Here is a 14440-nt window from a genome sequence, read left to right as displayed (position 1 = left end):
GGCGCCCAAGCTGCTAGATGAAGCCATCGACCAGATGGCGGCGCGACTGGTCCAACTCTGCGGAGTCGAGGGCGCTGGCGTCATCGAGTGGGGCACGAGCTAGGCGCAGAGCCGCGCCGCCCCCCGAATCCTGAACCTTGTTCGTCCCCGATTGCGGCCGACCTGCGCGGCCGACCAGTGCGATTATTGCCCCCGCTTGGCCAATTGCGGACGGATCGCGGCGGGGGGCGAGAACGGAGGCCGCTATTCCGTGCGGCGCGCCACACTGATCGTGCCGACGCGGTTTCTGGCGCGGATTTCGGCCTCAGCCACAATTTGCCTGAAGGCGCACGGGTCGTGGACCCGGCGCCCCAGGAACAGACCGTCCACACTTGAGCCAAGGCTGCTGAGGGTGCCCGGACCGGCCGTCCCGCCATAAATGACGCGAATCGTACTGCCCAGACAATGGCGTCTGGCCCACGCGTGCAGGGCTTGCGCCACGCAGTCGATGTGCTCCGCCGGAGCCGGGTCCTTGGAGCCAATTGCCCAGATCGGCTCATACGCCAGCACAAGTTGAGGTGGGGATGAAACACCGCCCAAAGCGTTGGCGAATTGCCGCACACACAATTCTGCGGCTTCTCCCGGGCTGGTCTGCGCCGCCTCGCCAACACAGATGAGCGGAATCAGGCCGCTGGCAATAGCTGCGGCCACTTTGCTTTGGACAACAGCGTCGGTTTCGCCGAACAGAGCGCGGCGTTCAGCATGTCCAAGCTCCACATAACTGCACCCGACCTGCGCCAAAGAACGACCCCAGACCTCTCCGGTGTAGGGTCCGGCCCCGAATTGGGACAAGTTCTGGGCTCCCACCTTGACGCCCGCGCTTCCGACCGCCTGAGCCACGGCCGGTATGGACGGGAAACTGGGCAACAACACGATCTCCACTTCTTCCGGGGAGACGGACCAGGCCCGGCCGGCCTCAACGAGTTTGGCGGCCCATTCCACGGTTTGCCGGTGGTCGAAGTACGTCTTCAAACTGACCCCGAGGAACACCGGTGCCGCAGGCGTCCCGGGAGCGACCGGAGAGCCTGCGGCGCTAGTCACCACAGTGCTCAGTTCCGCGCTTCAAAGGCGTCTATTAGCGCGACTTTCGCGGCCGAAGCCGAACGGCGGTCAAAGCGATAGGTCAACCATTCGCTCACCAGGCGCCTGGCCAGCTCAAGGCCGATCACCCTCTGGCCGAGAGCGAGCACCTGGGCGTTGTTGGACTTGACCAGTCGCTCGACAGAAAAGCTGTCGTGGGCAACGCATGCCCTGATGCCCGCCACTTTCCCGGCCGCCATGGCCATGCCAAGGCCGGTGCCGCAGATCAGCAGCGCCCGGTCGGCGCGTCCCGTGGCGACGCGCTGGGCGGCGGCTATTGCTATTTCGGGATAGGGGGTGTGGCCGACCGCGTCGACGCCCAAGTCCTCAACGCCCGCGACTAAGCGGTTGTCCAGCAAATCCCGCAGGATCGCCTCCTTGTACTGGTATCCGGCGTCGTCGCAACCGATCACGATCCGCCAGGGGCGAGGTCTTTGGCTCACAGCGCCCTCCGACTCGCGCTTTTTTCGGCCGACAGAGCTTCTCCCACTGCCGCTGCCACCATTGCCATCGACACTGCTCCGGGATCAGGCGTACCTAACGACCTCTTGGCGTGGAGTCGGGCCCTCCCAATCTTCGGCAGCATGCCGGCAGTCGCATCAGCCGCCTGTCGCGCCCGTTCCGCTGCCGCAGCCCAGGCCTCGGCCAACTCTTCGCCCCGTGCTGACCGAAGCGATAGCTCTTTCGCGAAGGGAATCAGCGCGTCGAGCATGGTCTTGTCGCCAAGGGCCGCCCGACCGGCGGTTTCAACGGCCTCGGCGGCCTGTTCTACGGCCACCGCGATGGTGGCCGAGTTCGGGGCCTCGTGGTCGCCGAGGCGCAGGCCGAGGGTCTCCAGGATCAGCCCCCAAAGCATGCCAGAGGTGCCGCCAGCCCGGTCGGACCAGGCCTGGCCAGCCCGACCAAGTGTGCTGCCCAGTCCGCCGCCAGCGGACACCACCTCGGCTGCCGCCTCTTCCGCCGCGCTGACACCGCGGCTCATGCCTATGCCGTGGTCGCCATCGCCGGCCACCGCGTCCAGCTTTCCCAACTGGTTCGCCGCCTCCCGGATAGTCGCGGCGGCCGCGGCTATGGCCACCGCCGCCTTGGCGGCCGCCGCCCTGGAAGGATCAGTCGCCGCCGGTAATGGAGCCTGGGATATGCAGTGTTGTTGGGCCTCGGCCGACCTGAGCGGTCGAGTCGGGGCATTGCCCCGTCGGTGGGTCGGCGTGTCGACAGGCGCCAACCAGGCAGTTTCAAGTTCTTCGTCCAGCCAGAGCAGCGTGAGGGACAGCCCCGCCATGTCGAAGCTGGTGCAGAACTCGCCGACCTCCGGCTGAACCGTGGTCATCCCCGCACTGCGCAGTTCCCGCTCTATGGCACGGTAAACGACAAACAGTTCTTCATGACTGATCGCTCCGAGCCCGTTAAGCACGGGGGCGACGCGGCCACCCGCCGCCTCGGGTCGCTCCTCGAGCAGCCTTGTCACCAGCATTCCCGCTGCCTCATCCGCGCTCGCCAAAGGCAACTCTTCCAGGCCCGGCTCGCCGTGGATCCCCATTCCCAGAGCCATTTTGCCGACGGGTACCGTGAACAATGGCGCATCGGCCCCGGGCAATGTGCAACCAGTGAAGGCGATTCCCAAAGAGCGGGTGTTCCCATTGGCTTTGTCTGCCACCCGCCAGACCTCGTCCAGGCTCAGCCCCTGTTCGGCGGCCCACCCGGCGGCCTTGAGGACGCACAGGTCACCGGCGACTCCGCGGCGCTTGACCGACTGGTCAACCGCGGCCGAGGAGATGTCGTCGGTGACCCGCACTGTCCGGCAGGGTATGCCCTGCTCACGCAGCGATACCTCCGCGCTGTCGAAATTCAGGCAGTCGCCGGCGTAATTGCCGTAGACCAGCAGCACGCCGCCGCCGTTCGCGGCCCGCCTGGCCACGCTCACCACTTGATTGACCGATGGCGAAGCGAATACGTTGCCCAGTGCGGCACCATGCGCCATCCCTTGGCCAACAAGCCCGGCGAACGCCGGATAGTGCCCGGTGCCACCCCCGGTAATGACGGCCACCTCGCCTCTTGGCTGCTGGGCGGCCCGAATGACGCCGCCGGGCACAGCCTGGCAGAGGTTGCGATTGGCGGCCACGAAACCCTCAATGAATTCTTCGGCAAAAGCCGCCGGGTCGTTGATCAGGAACGTCATGATGGCTGCCTTTCAAGACCGTGCTGGTCAGTCCCTCACCTTGAGGGGTTCGCGGACTAGCTTCCACGTGGCCGGCTGGGACACTGGCTTGACAAGGACGAAGTCAATGTCAACGTGGCCGGGCAACTCGATGGCCTGGACGATGACGGTGGCCAAGTCCTCTGCGGTCAAGGTGTCGGGGATGTCCTTGTAGACTTCCTGGCGCCGGGCCGCGTCGCCGTTGAACCGGGTGAGCAGGAACTCTTCAGTCTTGACCATGCCAGGGGCGACCTCGATCACCCGCAGCGGCTCTCCCGCCAATTCCAACCGCAGGCAGGCGGTAAGCGCGTGTTCGGCGAACTTGGCAGCGTTGTAGCCGCCGCCGTTTTCCGACACCACGTGACCGGCGATCGAGGTCACATTCAGGATGTCGGCGTGCCCGGCATCCCTAGCCGTCCGCCTCAACAGGGGCAGGGTGGCGGTAATCACTCGTTTCGTGCCTAGCACGTTGACGTTGAACATCTTTTGCCAATCGGCGACATCCGACTTCTCGACCGAATCCATGCCGAACGCCCCGCCCGCGTTGTTGACAACAGCATTGAGCGGGCCGCTGGCGGCAAGGTGAGCGCCGAGGCGGTCCACATCATCCTGGTTCGTCAAATCAGCGGCGAATGGCTCAGCCCCGGTTTCCGCGGCCAGTTCCGCGAGACGATCAATCCGACGCGCGACGGCCACGACGTCCCAATTGCGCTCGCGGAACAGCCGCGCTGTGGCGGCGCCTATGCCCGAACTGGCGCCGGTGACAAGAACTCGTTTGGCATTCATCATGTGTCTCCTTCAACTTGGATTCGCAGTATTGACGGCATTCGCCGCCCCGACCGCCTCACGCAGGCGCCGGACGGCTTCGGCGGGAGGAGCCTCAACGCACATGCGGAGAGGCCCCGAAGGCAGACCCCGTGCGGCCACGCCTGCCTTGAGCAGTCCGAAGTGGCCGTCCAGGGTGAGGTCGCAGGCCCGGTCAATCCCGTCTTGCAAACGGCCTATGGAGTCCGCGCTCTGCTCGTGCCCGGCGGCGGCCATTGCGGCGACGAACGGCGCAGTGAAGACCGCCGAGACCCCCGAGACGGCTCCGCGGCCTCCGGCCAGCACGAATCGCAACGCCTCACGGTCATTGCCCGAGTAGATCGGAAAGCCATCCGGCACGGCGGCAACGTACTCCATGGCCCCAGTTGCGTCCAGGCCGGAGAGCTTTGCCCCCACAATGCCCGGCAACGTCGCGAGTTCGGCCAACGCCGCAGGTGTCACCTCAGTGCGTGCGCTGGCCTTGAAAAGGTAGGGAAAGAACATGCCTTTCGGGACGGCCTGGGTCAAAGATCGGTAGTAGGCGAACACTGCCGCCGGGCCCGCCTTCACGAAGTAGGGGGTGATGGCCCCAAACCGGCGCGCCCCCAACCTGGCCGCGGCGACGGCGAGGGCCACGGCTTGACGTTCGCTGGCGGCTCCGACATGAGCGTAGACGTGCTGCGGGCCGAAGACTGCCAGGGCGGCCTCGATCACCGCCAGCCGCTCGGCGTCCTCGAGCGTTGTGAATTCCCCAGTGGTGCCCGGAGTAAAGACATCGGCCACCCCGCCTTGCCTCAATCCCTCGAATGCCGGGCGCAGGCCCGCCTGGTCCAGGGTGCCGTCGGCCAAGAACGGGGTGGTGGCTGCACAAATCAGCCTTGGATACTCCATCATCGGCTCCTGTTGTTTGGCGGGCACGGCATGTTCGATGCCGAAAAGCGCAAGACCGAGGCTAACACAATTGAACATTCCACCGCTAGGACTCAGCGGGCGCTCTGTGGCGATCGCTCAGAATTGCCCACGGACCAGCGCGAATGGCTGCCCGAGCCCTCATGTTCGGATGCTGAGCCCGGCGCGTCGGCAGCCTCGCCGGGTACCCGCGATGGGCGAACACATGAGTGAAGCCGCTCGTTCACCACACAAGTCTTGACAGCTTGAACATAGTTCGTGGTAGGTTTGTGCCTCGGCGAGGATCGACTCCCGTAGCCGAAGTCGCGGCGCCGCCGGGCCCGGCGGCGCTTGATCGAGGAGGATCTAAAATGCGTGTGGTTGGTTATGAAGTGTTCCCGGTGGCCAATCCGGACCCGACGGTCGGGGGGCCGGTCTGGGTGTTCCTGCGGCTGGACACCGACGCTGGGTTCAGCGGCTACGGCGAGGTCTTCACCTCCGCCGTGTTTTGCGCGCCCAATGTGCTCAAGGCGGTGGTGGGCGGGGTCATTGAGGGCTTTGTTCTAGGCCGGGACGCCCGCGCCATCGAGGCGATCTGGCACAGCGTGTACAACGCCCACTATTCCCACGGGGGCGATCTGACCAAGGCGGCCGTTCTGTCCGGGATCGACATAGCCCTCTGGGATATCTTGGGCAAGTCCCTGGGAGCGCCGGTCTATGAGCTGATGGGCGGGAGGGTCCGCGACAAGGTGCGCATGTACACCTACCTGAAGCCAACCGACGGCGTGGACGGCGAGGAGTTTTGGTCCAACCCCAAAGAAGTCGGCCGACGGGCGGCTCAAATGGTGGACGAAGAGGGTTTCACCGGCCTGAAGTTCGACCCTGTCCCCCTGCTGACCGGCGGCGACACCTACGCGCTGCAGCCCGTCCCGATCCAACCGACCCAGAAGCTGCTCGCCAAGGCTGAGGGCCTGGCGGCGGCCATCAGAGCGGCGATCGGCGACCGCGCCGACATGATGATCGGCACGCATGGCCAGTTCACGGCCTCCGGCGCAGTTCGTTTCGCCAAGCGATTGGAGCCCTACGATCCGCTCTGGTTCGAGGAGCCGGTCGAACCGGAATTGCCGAGCGAGATGGCACGGGTCGCCCGCAAGACCACCATTCCGGTGGCTGCCGGCGAACGGCTGTCCTCAAAATGGGAATTTGCCCGACTGGCAGAGGCCAAGGCGGCTGACATCTTCAACTTCGATGTGACGCAGGTGGGAGGCCTGACTGAAGCCGCAAAGATCGCTGCTTTGGCCGAAGCCCACGGGATCCAGATCACGCCGCACATTTTTGGCGGCCCGCTGGCGCCCGCCGCCTCTCAGCACCTGGCCTTGTCGGCGCCCAACACCTTGATTATGGAGGGCAACGGCGACTACCAGGACCCAGCTTACAAATCCTTGCTCGTCGACCCCCTCGACTGGCGAGGAGGCTACCTGTACCCCAACGGCAAGCCCGGCATCGGTCACGACCTCAACGAAGACCTGGCTCGCGAATGGGCAACCGGGCCAACTGACGGCTTCCAGTACACTCGCCCGGCCGTGCATTACTAGAGACCAACCGCTGATCCCCAAAATAGGAAAGAACACAAGAAAGGCGACCATGAAAACCACTCGCACACTAGCCGTCGCGGCTGCCACCATTCTGATGGCCTCGCTCGCAGCCTGCGGCGACCAGTCCAATTCCACAGGCGGCGACGAGGCCAAGTCCAGCGTCACGCTGACCTATTGGGCCACGAATCAGGGGCCATCCATACCGTTCGACGAGGAGAAGTTGGGCGAACAGATATCCAAATTCACCGAAGAGACGGGGATCAAGATCGACCTTGAAGTTGTGCCGTGGAGCGAGATCAACGATCGGATCGTGACCGCCACCACAACGATGCGCGGCCCAGACGTGCTCAATTTCGGAAACACCAACGCCTTCAGGTACGGTTCGACCGGAGCTCTCATGGCGTTCGACGCGGACGCCCTCGCCGCGATCGGTGGGAAGGACAAGTTCGTGCCAGCCGCCTTCTCGACCACGGATTTGGACCCGGTCACTTCGCTGCCGCTCTACTCGCAGGTTTACGCGCTCTTCTACAACAAAAAGATCTATGAAGAAGCGGGCCTCACGCCGCCGGAAACCTGGGCGGACTACCTTGAGCAGTTGGACACGCTGACCGATCCGGACAATGGCGTCTACGGCTTGGCCTACCCGGGGGCCAACAACTCGATGATCATGCACTTCTTGTTCATCTACGGCGTGCAACACGGCGTGCTTCCCTTCGACGAGGACGCCAACGCGACGATCAACACCGAGGGAATGGCACAAACGGCGTTGCAATTTGTTGACTTGTTTCAGAAGGGCTACGTGTCGCCTTCCAGTTACGAGTCGACCAACGGCGGCGACGCCGTGAACGAGTTCCTCCAAGGCAAGGTGGCAACCGTCATCCAGCAGAACGGCTCGGTCATCAATGCGATCGCCGACGCCGGTCTCAGCACCGACGACTTCGGTGTTGTGCCGTTGCCCTTGATCGATCCGCTTCCCACGGGCGGCAAGGACGTGCAATCAATGATCGCGGGAACCAACATCGCCATCTTCGAGAACACCAAGCACAAGGAGGAAGCCCTCGAGTTCGTGAAGTTCATGACCGATCAACAGACTCTGAAGGCGATGGACGCCGCCTACGGCGTGCTTCCCGTGATCGAGGGCGCCTCTCTCGACTTCATCCCCAACCAGGAATGGGCCGAAACGTTCGTGGACATCCTCGCGAATCGTTCCCAAGCGCTGCCGCTGAACGGCGACAACAACGCTTTCCAAACCAACGCCGGCGGGGAATTGTCCCGCCTGATCGGACAAGCCGCAATCGGCGACAAAGCTGTCACGCTTGAGGATGTCAAGACTGCACTTGACGCAGCTCAAGACATGATGCCTCAGAAAACGTTATGAGCGCACCAGTCAAGACTGACGTGCCCCCGCGCCGCCGCCCAAAGCGGCGGCGCGGGGCCGTCAACCCGCGTTTCACGCCCTACCTGTTCGTCGGGGCGGCACTGCTGTTTGAGTTGCTGGTGCACCTGGTGCCCATGGCGTCTGGCGTCATAACCAGCTTCTTCTCGCTGAACCAGTACTTCATCAGGCAGTGGTTCCACGCGCCGTTTGCCGGCCTGGACAACTACCGCGTGGCCTTGGACTTCGACACCTCGGTCGGTTCCGCCTTACTGCATTCCTTCTTGGTGACGATCGCCTACGCGCTTGTGGTGGTGGCCTCATCATGGGCGTTGGGCTTCGCCGGAGCCGTCACCCTCCAGCGCTCCTTCAGGGGAAGGGGCTGGCTGCGCACCGTCTTCTTGATTCCCTACGCCATGCCGGTGTTCGCCGGGGTGATCGTCTGGTCGTTCATGTTCCAACGCGAAGGAGGCTTGGTCAACAAGCTGCTGGTGGACACCCTTCATCTGTTTGAGGAACAGCAGTTCTGGCTGCTCGGCGACAAAGCGTTCTTCGCCGCCGCCACGGTCGCCATCTGGCGCACTTGGCCCTTCGCATTCCTCTCGATCACCGCCGGCCTTCAGTCCATCGGCGATGACGTATATGAGGCGGCGTCCATAGACGGCGCCAACTCGTGGAAGCAAATCCGCCACATCACCTTGGGACTGCTTCGACCCGTCAACGCCGTCTTGATCCTCATGATGTTCCTTTGGAGCTTCAACGACTTCAACACGGCGTTCGTCCTGTTCGGCGAGACCCCGCCGAAGTCGATGGACGTCATCACCATCCACGTCTATTCAACGTCCTTCCACACCTGGGAGTTCGGCCTGGGCTCAGCGATGTCGGTCCTCGCCCTGCTTTTCCTGTTGGTCGTGACGGGCGGTTGGCTGGCGTGGAACCGCAGAGGAGAACGCAATGAAAAGTGAAGACCTTTCCTTCCGCATCTTCCGTTACGCAGTCTCGATCTTCCTGACGTTGTTCGCCCTCGCCCCCATCTATGTCATGCTCACAAGTTCGCTCAAACCGTTGGTCGAGGTGCGCAACGCTTTTGAATGGTGGCCCAAACACGTGACTTTCGAAGCGTTCGGCGAAATGTGGCAGACGGTGCCGCTGGCCCGCTACTTCGCCAACTCGCTGATCGTCTGCACCGTCTCCACTCTGCTGGCATTGGTGGTGGCATTGGCCGCTGCCTACGGCGTCTCTCGTTACCGTTTCCGGGGCAGGGGCGCGTTCCTTGGCGCGGTCCTTTCCACGCAGATGTTCCCCGGGGTGCTGTTTCTTGTGCCACTTGTGTTGATCTTCGTCAACATCGATGAATTGATCGGACAAGATATCCTCTACCAGACGAGGACGGGTCTCATAGTGACTTTCCTCACCTTCAAACTACCGTTCGCCACTTGGATGCTGGTCGGCTACTTGGACGGCATACCCAAGGAACTGGACGAATCGGCCAAGGTGGACGGCCTCAACGCCTTCGGGGCGCTGACCCGCATCGTGATACCGGTTGCCCGTCCGGGGATCATCGCTGTCGCCGTCTACTGCTTCATGACTTCGTGGGGAGAACTGCTGTTCTCGTCCGTCATGACAAACGCCGACACCGCAACTCTGGCCATAGGCTTACGCCAATACGCCACACAGCAACAGGTCTACTGGAACCAGATCATGGCAGCGTCGCTGGCCGTGTCCGTGCCGATCATTCTGATCTTCCTGCTGGTTCAACGCAACCTGGTTTCGGGTCTGGCGGCAGGTTCCATCAAGTAAGAGCGCGCGGGCCGCTCGGCTCCGCTGGAAAGGAAGAAGAAGCCATGAAATCACCGTTTGACCACCGCGACGTCTGGTTCCTCACAGGCAGCGTGGATCTTTACGGCGGCGAAGCGCTGACCAAGGTCGCCGATCAGTCCCGAAAGATCGCCGACCAACTGGCGGCGGAAGGCCACCTGCCGCTGAAGATCGTTTGGAAGCCGGTGTTGAAAGATCGTGACGGCATCCTTCGGGTCATGCGCGAGGCCAACCTGGACCAATCCTGCGTTGGCGTTATCGCCTGGATGCACACCTTCAGTCCTGCGAAAATGTGGATCCAGGGGTTGGACGCCCTCGACAAGCCCCTTTTGCACCTTCACACGCAGTTCGCGGCGGAGTTGCCATGGGCCAGCATCGACATGGATTTCATGAACCTCAACCAATCGGCCCACGGCGACCGGGAGTTCGCCTTCATGGAGACCCGCCTCGGCGCGGCCCGCACGTCGGTGGCCGGCCACGTCTCCCAACCTCAGGTGCGCCAGCGCATAGCCACCTGGATGAGAGCCGCCGCCGGGCGCGCTGAACTGAGGTCATTGCGGGTGGTCCGCTTCGGCGACAATATGCGCAACGTTGGGGTGACCGAGGGCGACAAAGTGGAAGCCGAGCATGTCTTCGGCTCCTCGGTCAACACTTGGGGCGTGGCCGATTTGGTGGACGGCATCGACCGTGTGTCCGACGCCGAAGCGAAGGCACTGGCTGCCGCCTACGACGATCAATACCGAGTGGTCGGCGAACTGTCGCCGGGGGGCGAGCGCCGGGGCGATCTGCTGTACGCCGCCAAACAGGAACTGGCTCTGCGCTCCTTCCTCGAACAGCAGGGCGCATGGGCGCTGACTGACACTTTTGAGGATCTTGGAGACTTGGTCCAACTCCCGGGCCTCGCCATCCAACGCCTCATGGCGGACGGTTATGGCTTCGGCGCTGAAGGCGACTGGAAAACCGCCCTGCTGGTGCGGGCGGCGAAGGTGATGGGCCACGGGCTGGCTGGCGGCTCCTCTCTAATGGAGGACTACACCTACCACCTCGTGCCCGGCGAAGAGAAGGTCCTGGGCGCCCACATGCTTGAGATCTGCCCGTCGCTGACCACCAGCACGCCATCGCTCGAAATCCATCCCCTTTCCATTGGCAACCGTTCCGACCCGGTCCGCCTGGTGTTCGACGCTGATCCCGGTCCGGCCATGGTGTTGGGGCTTTGCGATCTGGGAGACCGTTTCCGCCTGACCGCCAATCAGGTGCAGGTGGTCCCGCCAGACCAGCCCATGCCCAACTTGCCGGTGGCACGAGCCGTCTGGCGTCCGGAACCAGCTCTGAGCACGTCGGCAACTTGCTGGATGATGGCCGGCGCGCCACACCACACGTTGCTGACGCAGTCTGTTCCCCGCGAGGTCATCGAGGACTTGGCCGAGATGCTGGGGGTCGAACTCCTGGTGATCGACCAAAGCACCACCGAACGCGCCTTTGCCAAGGAGCTACGCTGGAACAGCGCCTACTACCGGATGAAGCGCCCCTTGCGTTGACGGCCGCGCCGCCCGCTACCCCACGGTTCCGGCGACCCGCACGTCCGCCAGGTACTCGCCGAGTTCGCTGATCTGCTCGGAGGATGCGGCGTCATCGACCACCACTGTCGCGAATTCGGCCAGGGTGGCGAACTTGTGTAGGGCATGCTTGGAGAGCTTCGTGAAGTCGGCCAGCATCACTGCCCGCTCGGCCGAAGCCAGCATGGCCCGCTTGATCGCTATCGAGTCTTGAAGCTGGTGGTAGCAGTCCCCGGCGGTGATAGCGCTGGTCGACATCATGGCGATGTCGGCGTACAGGTTGGACAATGCCGCCACCGTGCCGGCCCCAAAGAACGCGTCGGCAGACGGGTAGTAGACACCGCCCAGAGCGATCAAGTCAGCATTTGATTGAGCCGCGACCAGGTTGACGACTTGGTTGGCGTTGGTTATGGCCGTCCACGGGTCACCACGCAGCACGAGTTCGCGGGCCACCGCCAAGGCGGTTGTCGAGTCGTCCAGCAAGACCGCCTGACCGGGTTGGACCAAGTCGGCTGCCGCCCGTGCGATCTTGGCCTTGGCTTCAGCGTTTTCGAGCGACCGAAACTTGACATTCGACTCGAATAGAACGGACCTCTCAACAGTCGCGCCTCCGTGGACTCGTCGCAGCCACCCTTCCGCCGCCAGGCGGTCCAGGTCGCGATGCACCGTCATCAGAGACACGTGGAACTCGCTGGCAAGGTCTTCATTGCGGACCGTTCCAGCGGACAGCACGTAGTCCCTTACTTTCTCCAGGCGTTCCTGGCCGGACAAACGGCCCATAGTGGGGGTCCTTTCGCTTCGACTACCTGGAATCGGATGGGTAGGTCAGGCCGATCTTCACGCCGATGGAGTCCAAACAGCGCATCACCCTGACAGACTCACTCACGGGCATGAGGTTTGCGGGAGCGCCTTGCGGGGTGCGGTCCTCTCCAGCTACCAAGGCTTCCATGGCGCGGGCCTGGTAGTGCAAACCCGGACTGCCGCCGGAGCCGCCATAGCGCGCAATGACATCGCCGCGATTGTCGACGCAAGTCAGGTCGGTGTCGCAATGCCACGGCTGACCAATCTCGATGCGTGCTTCGGACCCTGCCACTACGGCCCGCGCGTCAGCCTTGGCGTTGATGGCGACCGTCCACGCGGCCGCCGCGCCGCTGGGATAGACGAACGCCGCAGAGGTCACGCAGTCAACCCTCTGGGCGCTCATGACGGCGCAGGCCTGAATCCGCTCGGGTTCGCCCAACAGGTCAAGAACGAAAGCCGTTGGGTAGACGCCCAAGTCAAGCAATGCGCCGCCACCCAACACCGGATTGTTGACCCGATGGAGCGCCGGTCGACCGGAGTTGTGCATCATGGTCGCGTGGACCGCCCGAACCTCCCCTAGCGCCCCGGATTCGACGATGCGCCGGACCTCGGCCATGTGGGGCAAGAACCGCGTGCGCATCGCCTCCATGGCCACTAGGCCCGTCTCCAGCGCACGGGTCGCGATGGTCGCGGCCTGCTGGGCATTCATCGCAATCGGCTTCTCGATCAGCACATGCTTGCCGTTGTCCAAGGCCATCAAGGCGTTTTCAAGGTGGAAAACATGAGGCGTGGCGACATAGAGGATATCGACACCAGGGTCCCCGCAGAGCTCCTCATAACTGCCATAGGCGCGCGCTATGCCGTGTTCAGTCGCAAACTGCCGGGCGCGGGCGCGGCTGCGCGACCCGACTGCGACAACTTGGTGCCCATCTGCAGACAGGGCCTGCGCGAACGCGTGCGCGATCACCCCCGTAGCCAAGATCCCCCAGCTTGGACCGGACATCGCCTTTCCCACGCTCTACCACCCGAGTTGTTATAGCTATCGCAACAGATGTTAACTCTAGCATGGCCGTGTCTGACCCGTCGCCCTCCGCCTGCCTCCGGCGGGGCATTCAATTGGCGTTCGGGCAGCGGGCCGCCTCGTTGCGGACCCGCTTGATCGACCCTTCCATGTCGTACTTGGCGAAGGCGTCCTTCAGGTCGTTCAGGAACTGCTGCTGCTCGGCCGGGGTGAGCGCCTGCGCCGCGCCGGGGTCCATGACCAGCCGGTTCAATTCGGGTTCTTCGCGAATGAACGCCAACTGGTTGCCGATGTCTGCTTTGACGGATCTTGGCGCCGCCTTTCGCAGCTCCACGAGGCCCTGTTCCAGATCATCCGCACTCAATGCGGCTCCCGAGCCCTCCTCGTTGTAGAGCGCGCAGAACTGGGCGAAGTCGCCGTTGTCCCCCCGCCAGTACATGAAGGCGGCCACGCCGATCCCCACGGCCGCGACTGCGGCGACCACGCCGATCCATCCTTTACCCCGTTTTGGCGGCGGGGGCGGCAATGGCAGGGGCCGAGGATTCGGCGCTGCGAACGCGGGTTGTGAGAACACGCCCCCGTTGGGGACGCCGCCCGGCACGCCGGCTGCCGGCCCACCCCATCCAGGGGCAGGCGCGCCGGCTTGGATCGGCGCCTGTCCGGGACCGGCTTGGGGCGTTTCACCGGCGCTCGGCCATTGCGGTCCCCCGCCCGGCGCCGGCTGCGACCCGCCCGCCCAAGAAGCAGGTTGACCCGTACCGTCAAAAGGATTCGTCATGCCGCCCCTCCGTTGCCACACGGTGTCAGCCGACGCGCGGCTCGCGCCTTCGGCTCATGTCGAGCGTACCCGCCCAATACGCGGAGCCGCGGCCTGGGCGCCCTGGTGCACGTCATGGCGGCCGTCCTGTTCCGGATCATCGTCGTGTTCGCGTGGCGCAGCTTCCACGCCATGGCGGCCGTCCCGTTCCCGATCAGCGCCGTGTTCGTGTGGCGCGGCTTCCACGCCATCCGCATCAACCTCAAAGCCGACCCGGTCCTGGCCGAGGCGGTCCCGCGTTTATATGGCAATATATCTTATATGACAGGGGCGGAGATTCGGCCGGAGATTTTCGAGCAGGTCGGCCAGGGGCCGACCCGGCCTGTCACGGTCACCATCAGCCAGGGAACTCTGGCCGCCGCACGGGCGGTGGCCGGGCCGCGCGGCACGTCTTCGCTGATGGAACGCGCTCTCAAGCGCGAATTGCGGTTGGAGGCACAAAGGCGGTT

The 14440-nt window shown here is 63.9% G+C and carries 14 protein-coding genes; 6 read left to right on the top strand and 8 right to left on the bottom strand.

Annotated elements, in window-relative coordinates:
- Positions 1-243 precede the first annotated feature (243 nt).
- Genes LBC97_16560 through LBC97_16540 form a run of 5 tightly spaced genes read right to left on the bottom strand, consistent with a single transcriptional unit; the run spans position 244 to position 5038 of the window.
- Positions 244-1080: a triose-phosphate isomerase gene (locus LBC97_16560; protein ID MDR2567629.1), complete on the bottom strand. Its 837-nt coding sequence runs from the start codon at positions 1078-1080 to the stop codon at positions 244-246.
- Positions 1081-1088: 8 nt separating this feature from the next.
- The gene (locus LBC97_16555; protein MDR2567628.1) at positions 1089-1562 is read right to left on the bottom strand and encodes a ribose-5-phosphate isomerase; all 474 of its coding nucleotides are present in this window, start codon (positions 1560-1562) and stop codon (positions 1089-1091) included.
- Entirely contained in the window at positions 1559-3298 is a 1740-nt protein-coding gene (locus LBC97_16550; GenBank protein ID MDR2567627.1) for a dihydroxyacetone kinase family protein, read from the bottom strand. Before LBC97_16550 ends, LBC97_16555 begins: the two co-directional genes overlap by 4 nt.
- A 27-nt stretch (positions 3299-3325) precedes the next feature.
- Positions 3326-4105: an SDR family oxidoreductase gene (locus LBC97_16545; protein MDR2567626.1), complete on the bottom strand. Its 780-nt coding sequence runs from the start codon at positions 4103-4105 to the stop codon at positions 3326-3328.
- A 9-nt stretch (positions 4106-4114) separates the two neighbouring features.
- Entirely contained in the window at positions 4115-5038 is a 924-nt protein-coding gene (locus LBC97_16540) for a dihydrodipicolinate synthase family protein (protein MDR2567625.1), read from the bottom strand.
- A 341-nt stretch (positions 5039-5379) separates the two neighbouring features.
- Between LBC97_16540 and LBC97_16535 the strand changes: the two genes are divergently transcribed.
- Genes LBC97_16535 through araA form a run of 5 tightly spaced genes read left to right on the top strand, consistent with a single transcriptional unit; the run spans position 5380 to position 11334 of the window.
- Positions 5380-6603, top strand: coding sequence for a mandelate racemase/muconate lactonizing enzyme family protein (locus tag LBC97_16535; GenBank protein MDR2567624.1), 1224 nt, complete (start codon positions 5380-5382; stop codon positions 6601-6603).
- 49 nt (positions 6604-6652) lie between these two features.
- Positions 6653-7981 (top strand): extracellular solute-binding protein, encoded by a 1329-nt coding sequence (locus LBC97_16530; protein ID MDR2567623.1) that lies wholly within the window; start codon positions 6653-6655, stop codon positions 7979-7981.
- Positions 7978-8943, top strand: a complete 966-nt coding sequence (locus tag LBC97_16525) for a sugar ABC transporter permease (GenBank protein MDR2567622.1) — start codon at positions 7978-7980, stop codon at positions 8941-8943. The genes LBC97_16530 and LBC97_16525 overlap by 4 nt, the downstream gene beginning before the upstream one ends.
- On the top strand, positions 8933-9778 hold the full coding sequence (locus LBC97_16520) for a carbohydrate ABC transporter permease (GenBank protein MDR2567621.1): 846 nt from the start codon (positions 8933-8935) through the stop codon (positions 9776-9778). Before LBC97_16525 ends, LBC97_16520 begins: the two co-directional genes overlap by 11 nt.
- Before the next feature lie 44 nt (positions 9779-9822).
- Positions 9823-11334, top strand: a complete 1512-nt coding sequence (gene araA, locus LBC97_16515) for an L-arabinose isomerase (GenBank protein ID MDR2567620.1) — start codon at positions 9823-9825, stop codon at positions 11332-11334.
- Positions 11335-11349: 15 nt separating this feature from the next.
- Here araA and LBC97_16510 read toward each other — a convergent pair whose 3' ends face one another.
- The 3 genes from LBC97_16510 to LBC97_16500 form a co-directional block, all read right to left on the bottom strand.
- Positions 11350-12132, bottom strand: coding sequence for a DeoR/GlpR family DNA-binding transcription regulator (locus LBC97_16510; protein MDR2567619.1), 783 nt, complete (start codon positions 12130-12132; stop codon positions 11350-11352).
- A gap of 22 nt (positions 12133-12154) precedes the next feature.
- Positions 12155-13156: a Gfo/Idh/MocA family oxidoreductase gene (locus tag LBC97_16505; GenBank protein MDR2567618.1), complete on the bottom strand. Its 1002-nt coding sequence runs from the start codon at positions 13154-13156 to the stop codon at positions 12155-12157.
- Between the two features lie 109 nt (positions 13157-13265).
- On the bottom strand, positions 13266-13658 hold the full coding sequence (locus LBC97_16500; GenBank protein MDR2567617.1) for a hypothetical protein: 393 nt from the start codon (positions 13656-13658) through the stop codon (positions 13266-13268).
- 408 nt (positions 13659-14066) lie between these two features.
- Here LBC97_16500 and LBC97_16495 point away from each other — a divergent pair.
- Positions 14067-14440: hypothetical protein (locus LBC97_16495; GenBank protein MDR2567616.1), on the top strand; the 374-nt coding region annotated here is incomplete at its 3' end.

This window comes from Bifidobacteriaceae bacterium (assembly GCA_031281585.1).
Taxonomy (GTDB): Bacteria; Actinomycetota; Actinomycetes; order Actinomycetales; family WQXJ01; genus JAIRTF01.
Note: the sequence above shows the minus strand (reverse complement) of the source record. Positions and strands in the feature narration are given on the sequence as shown.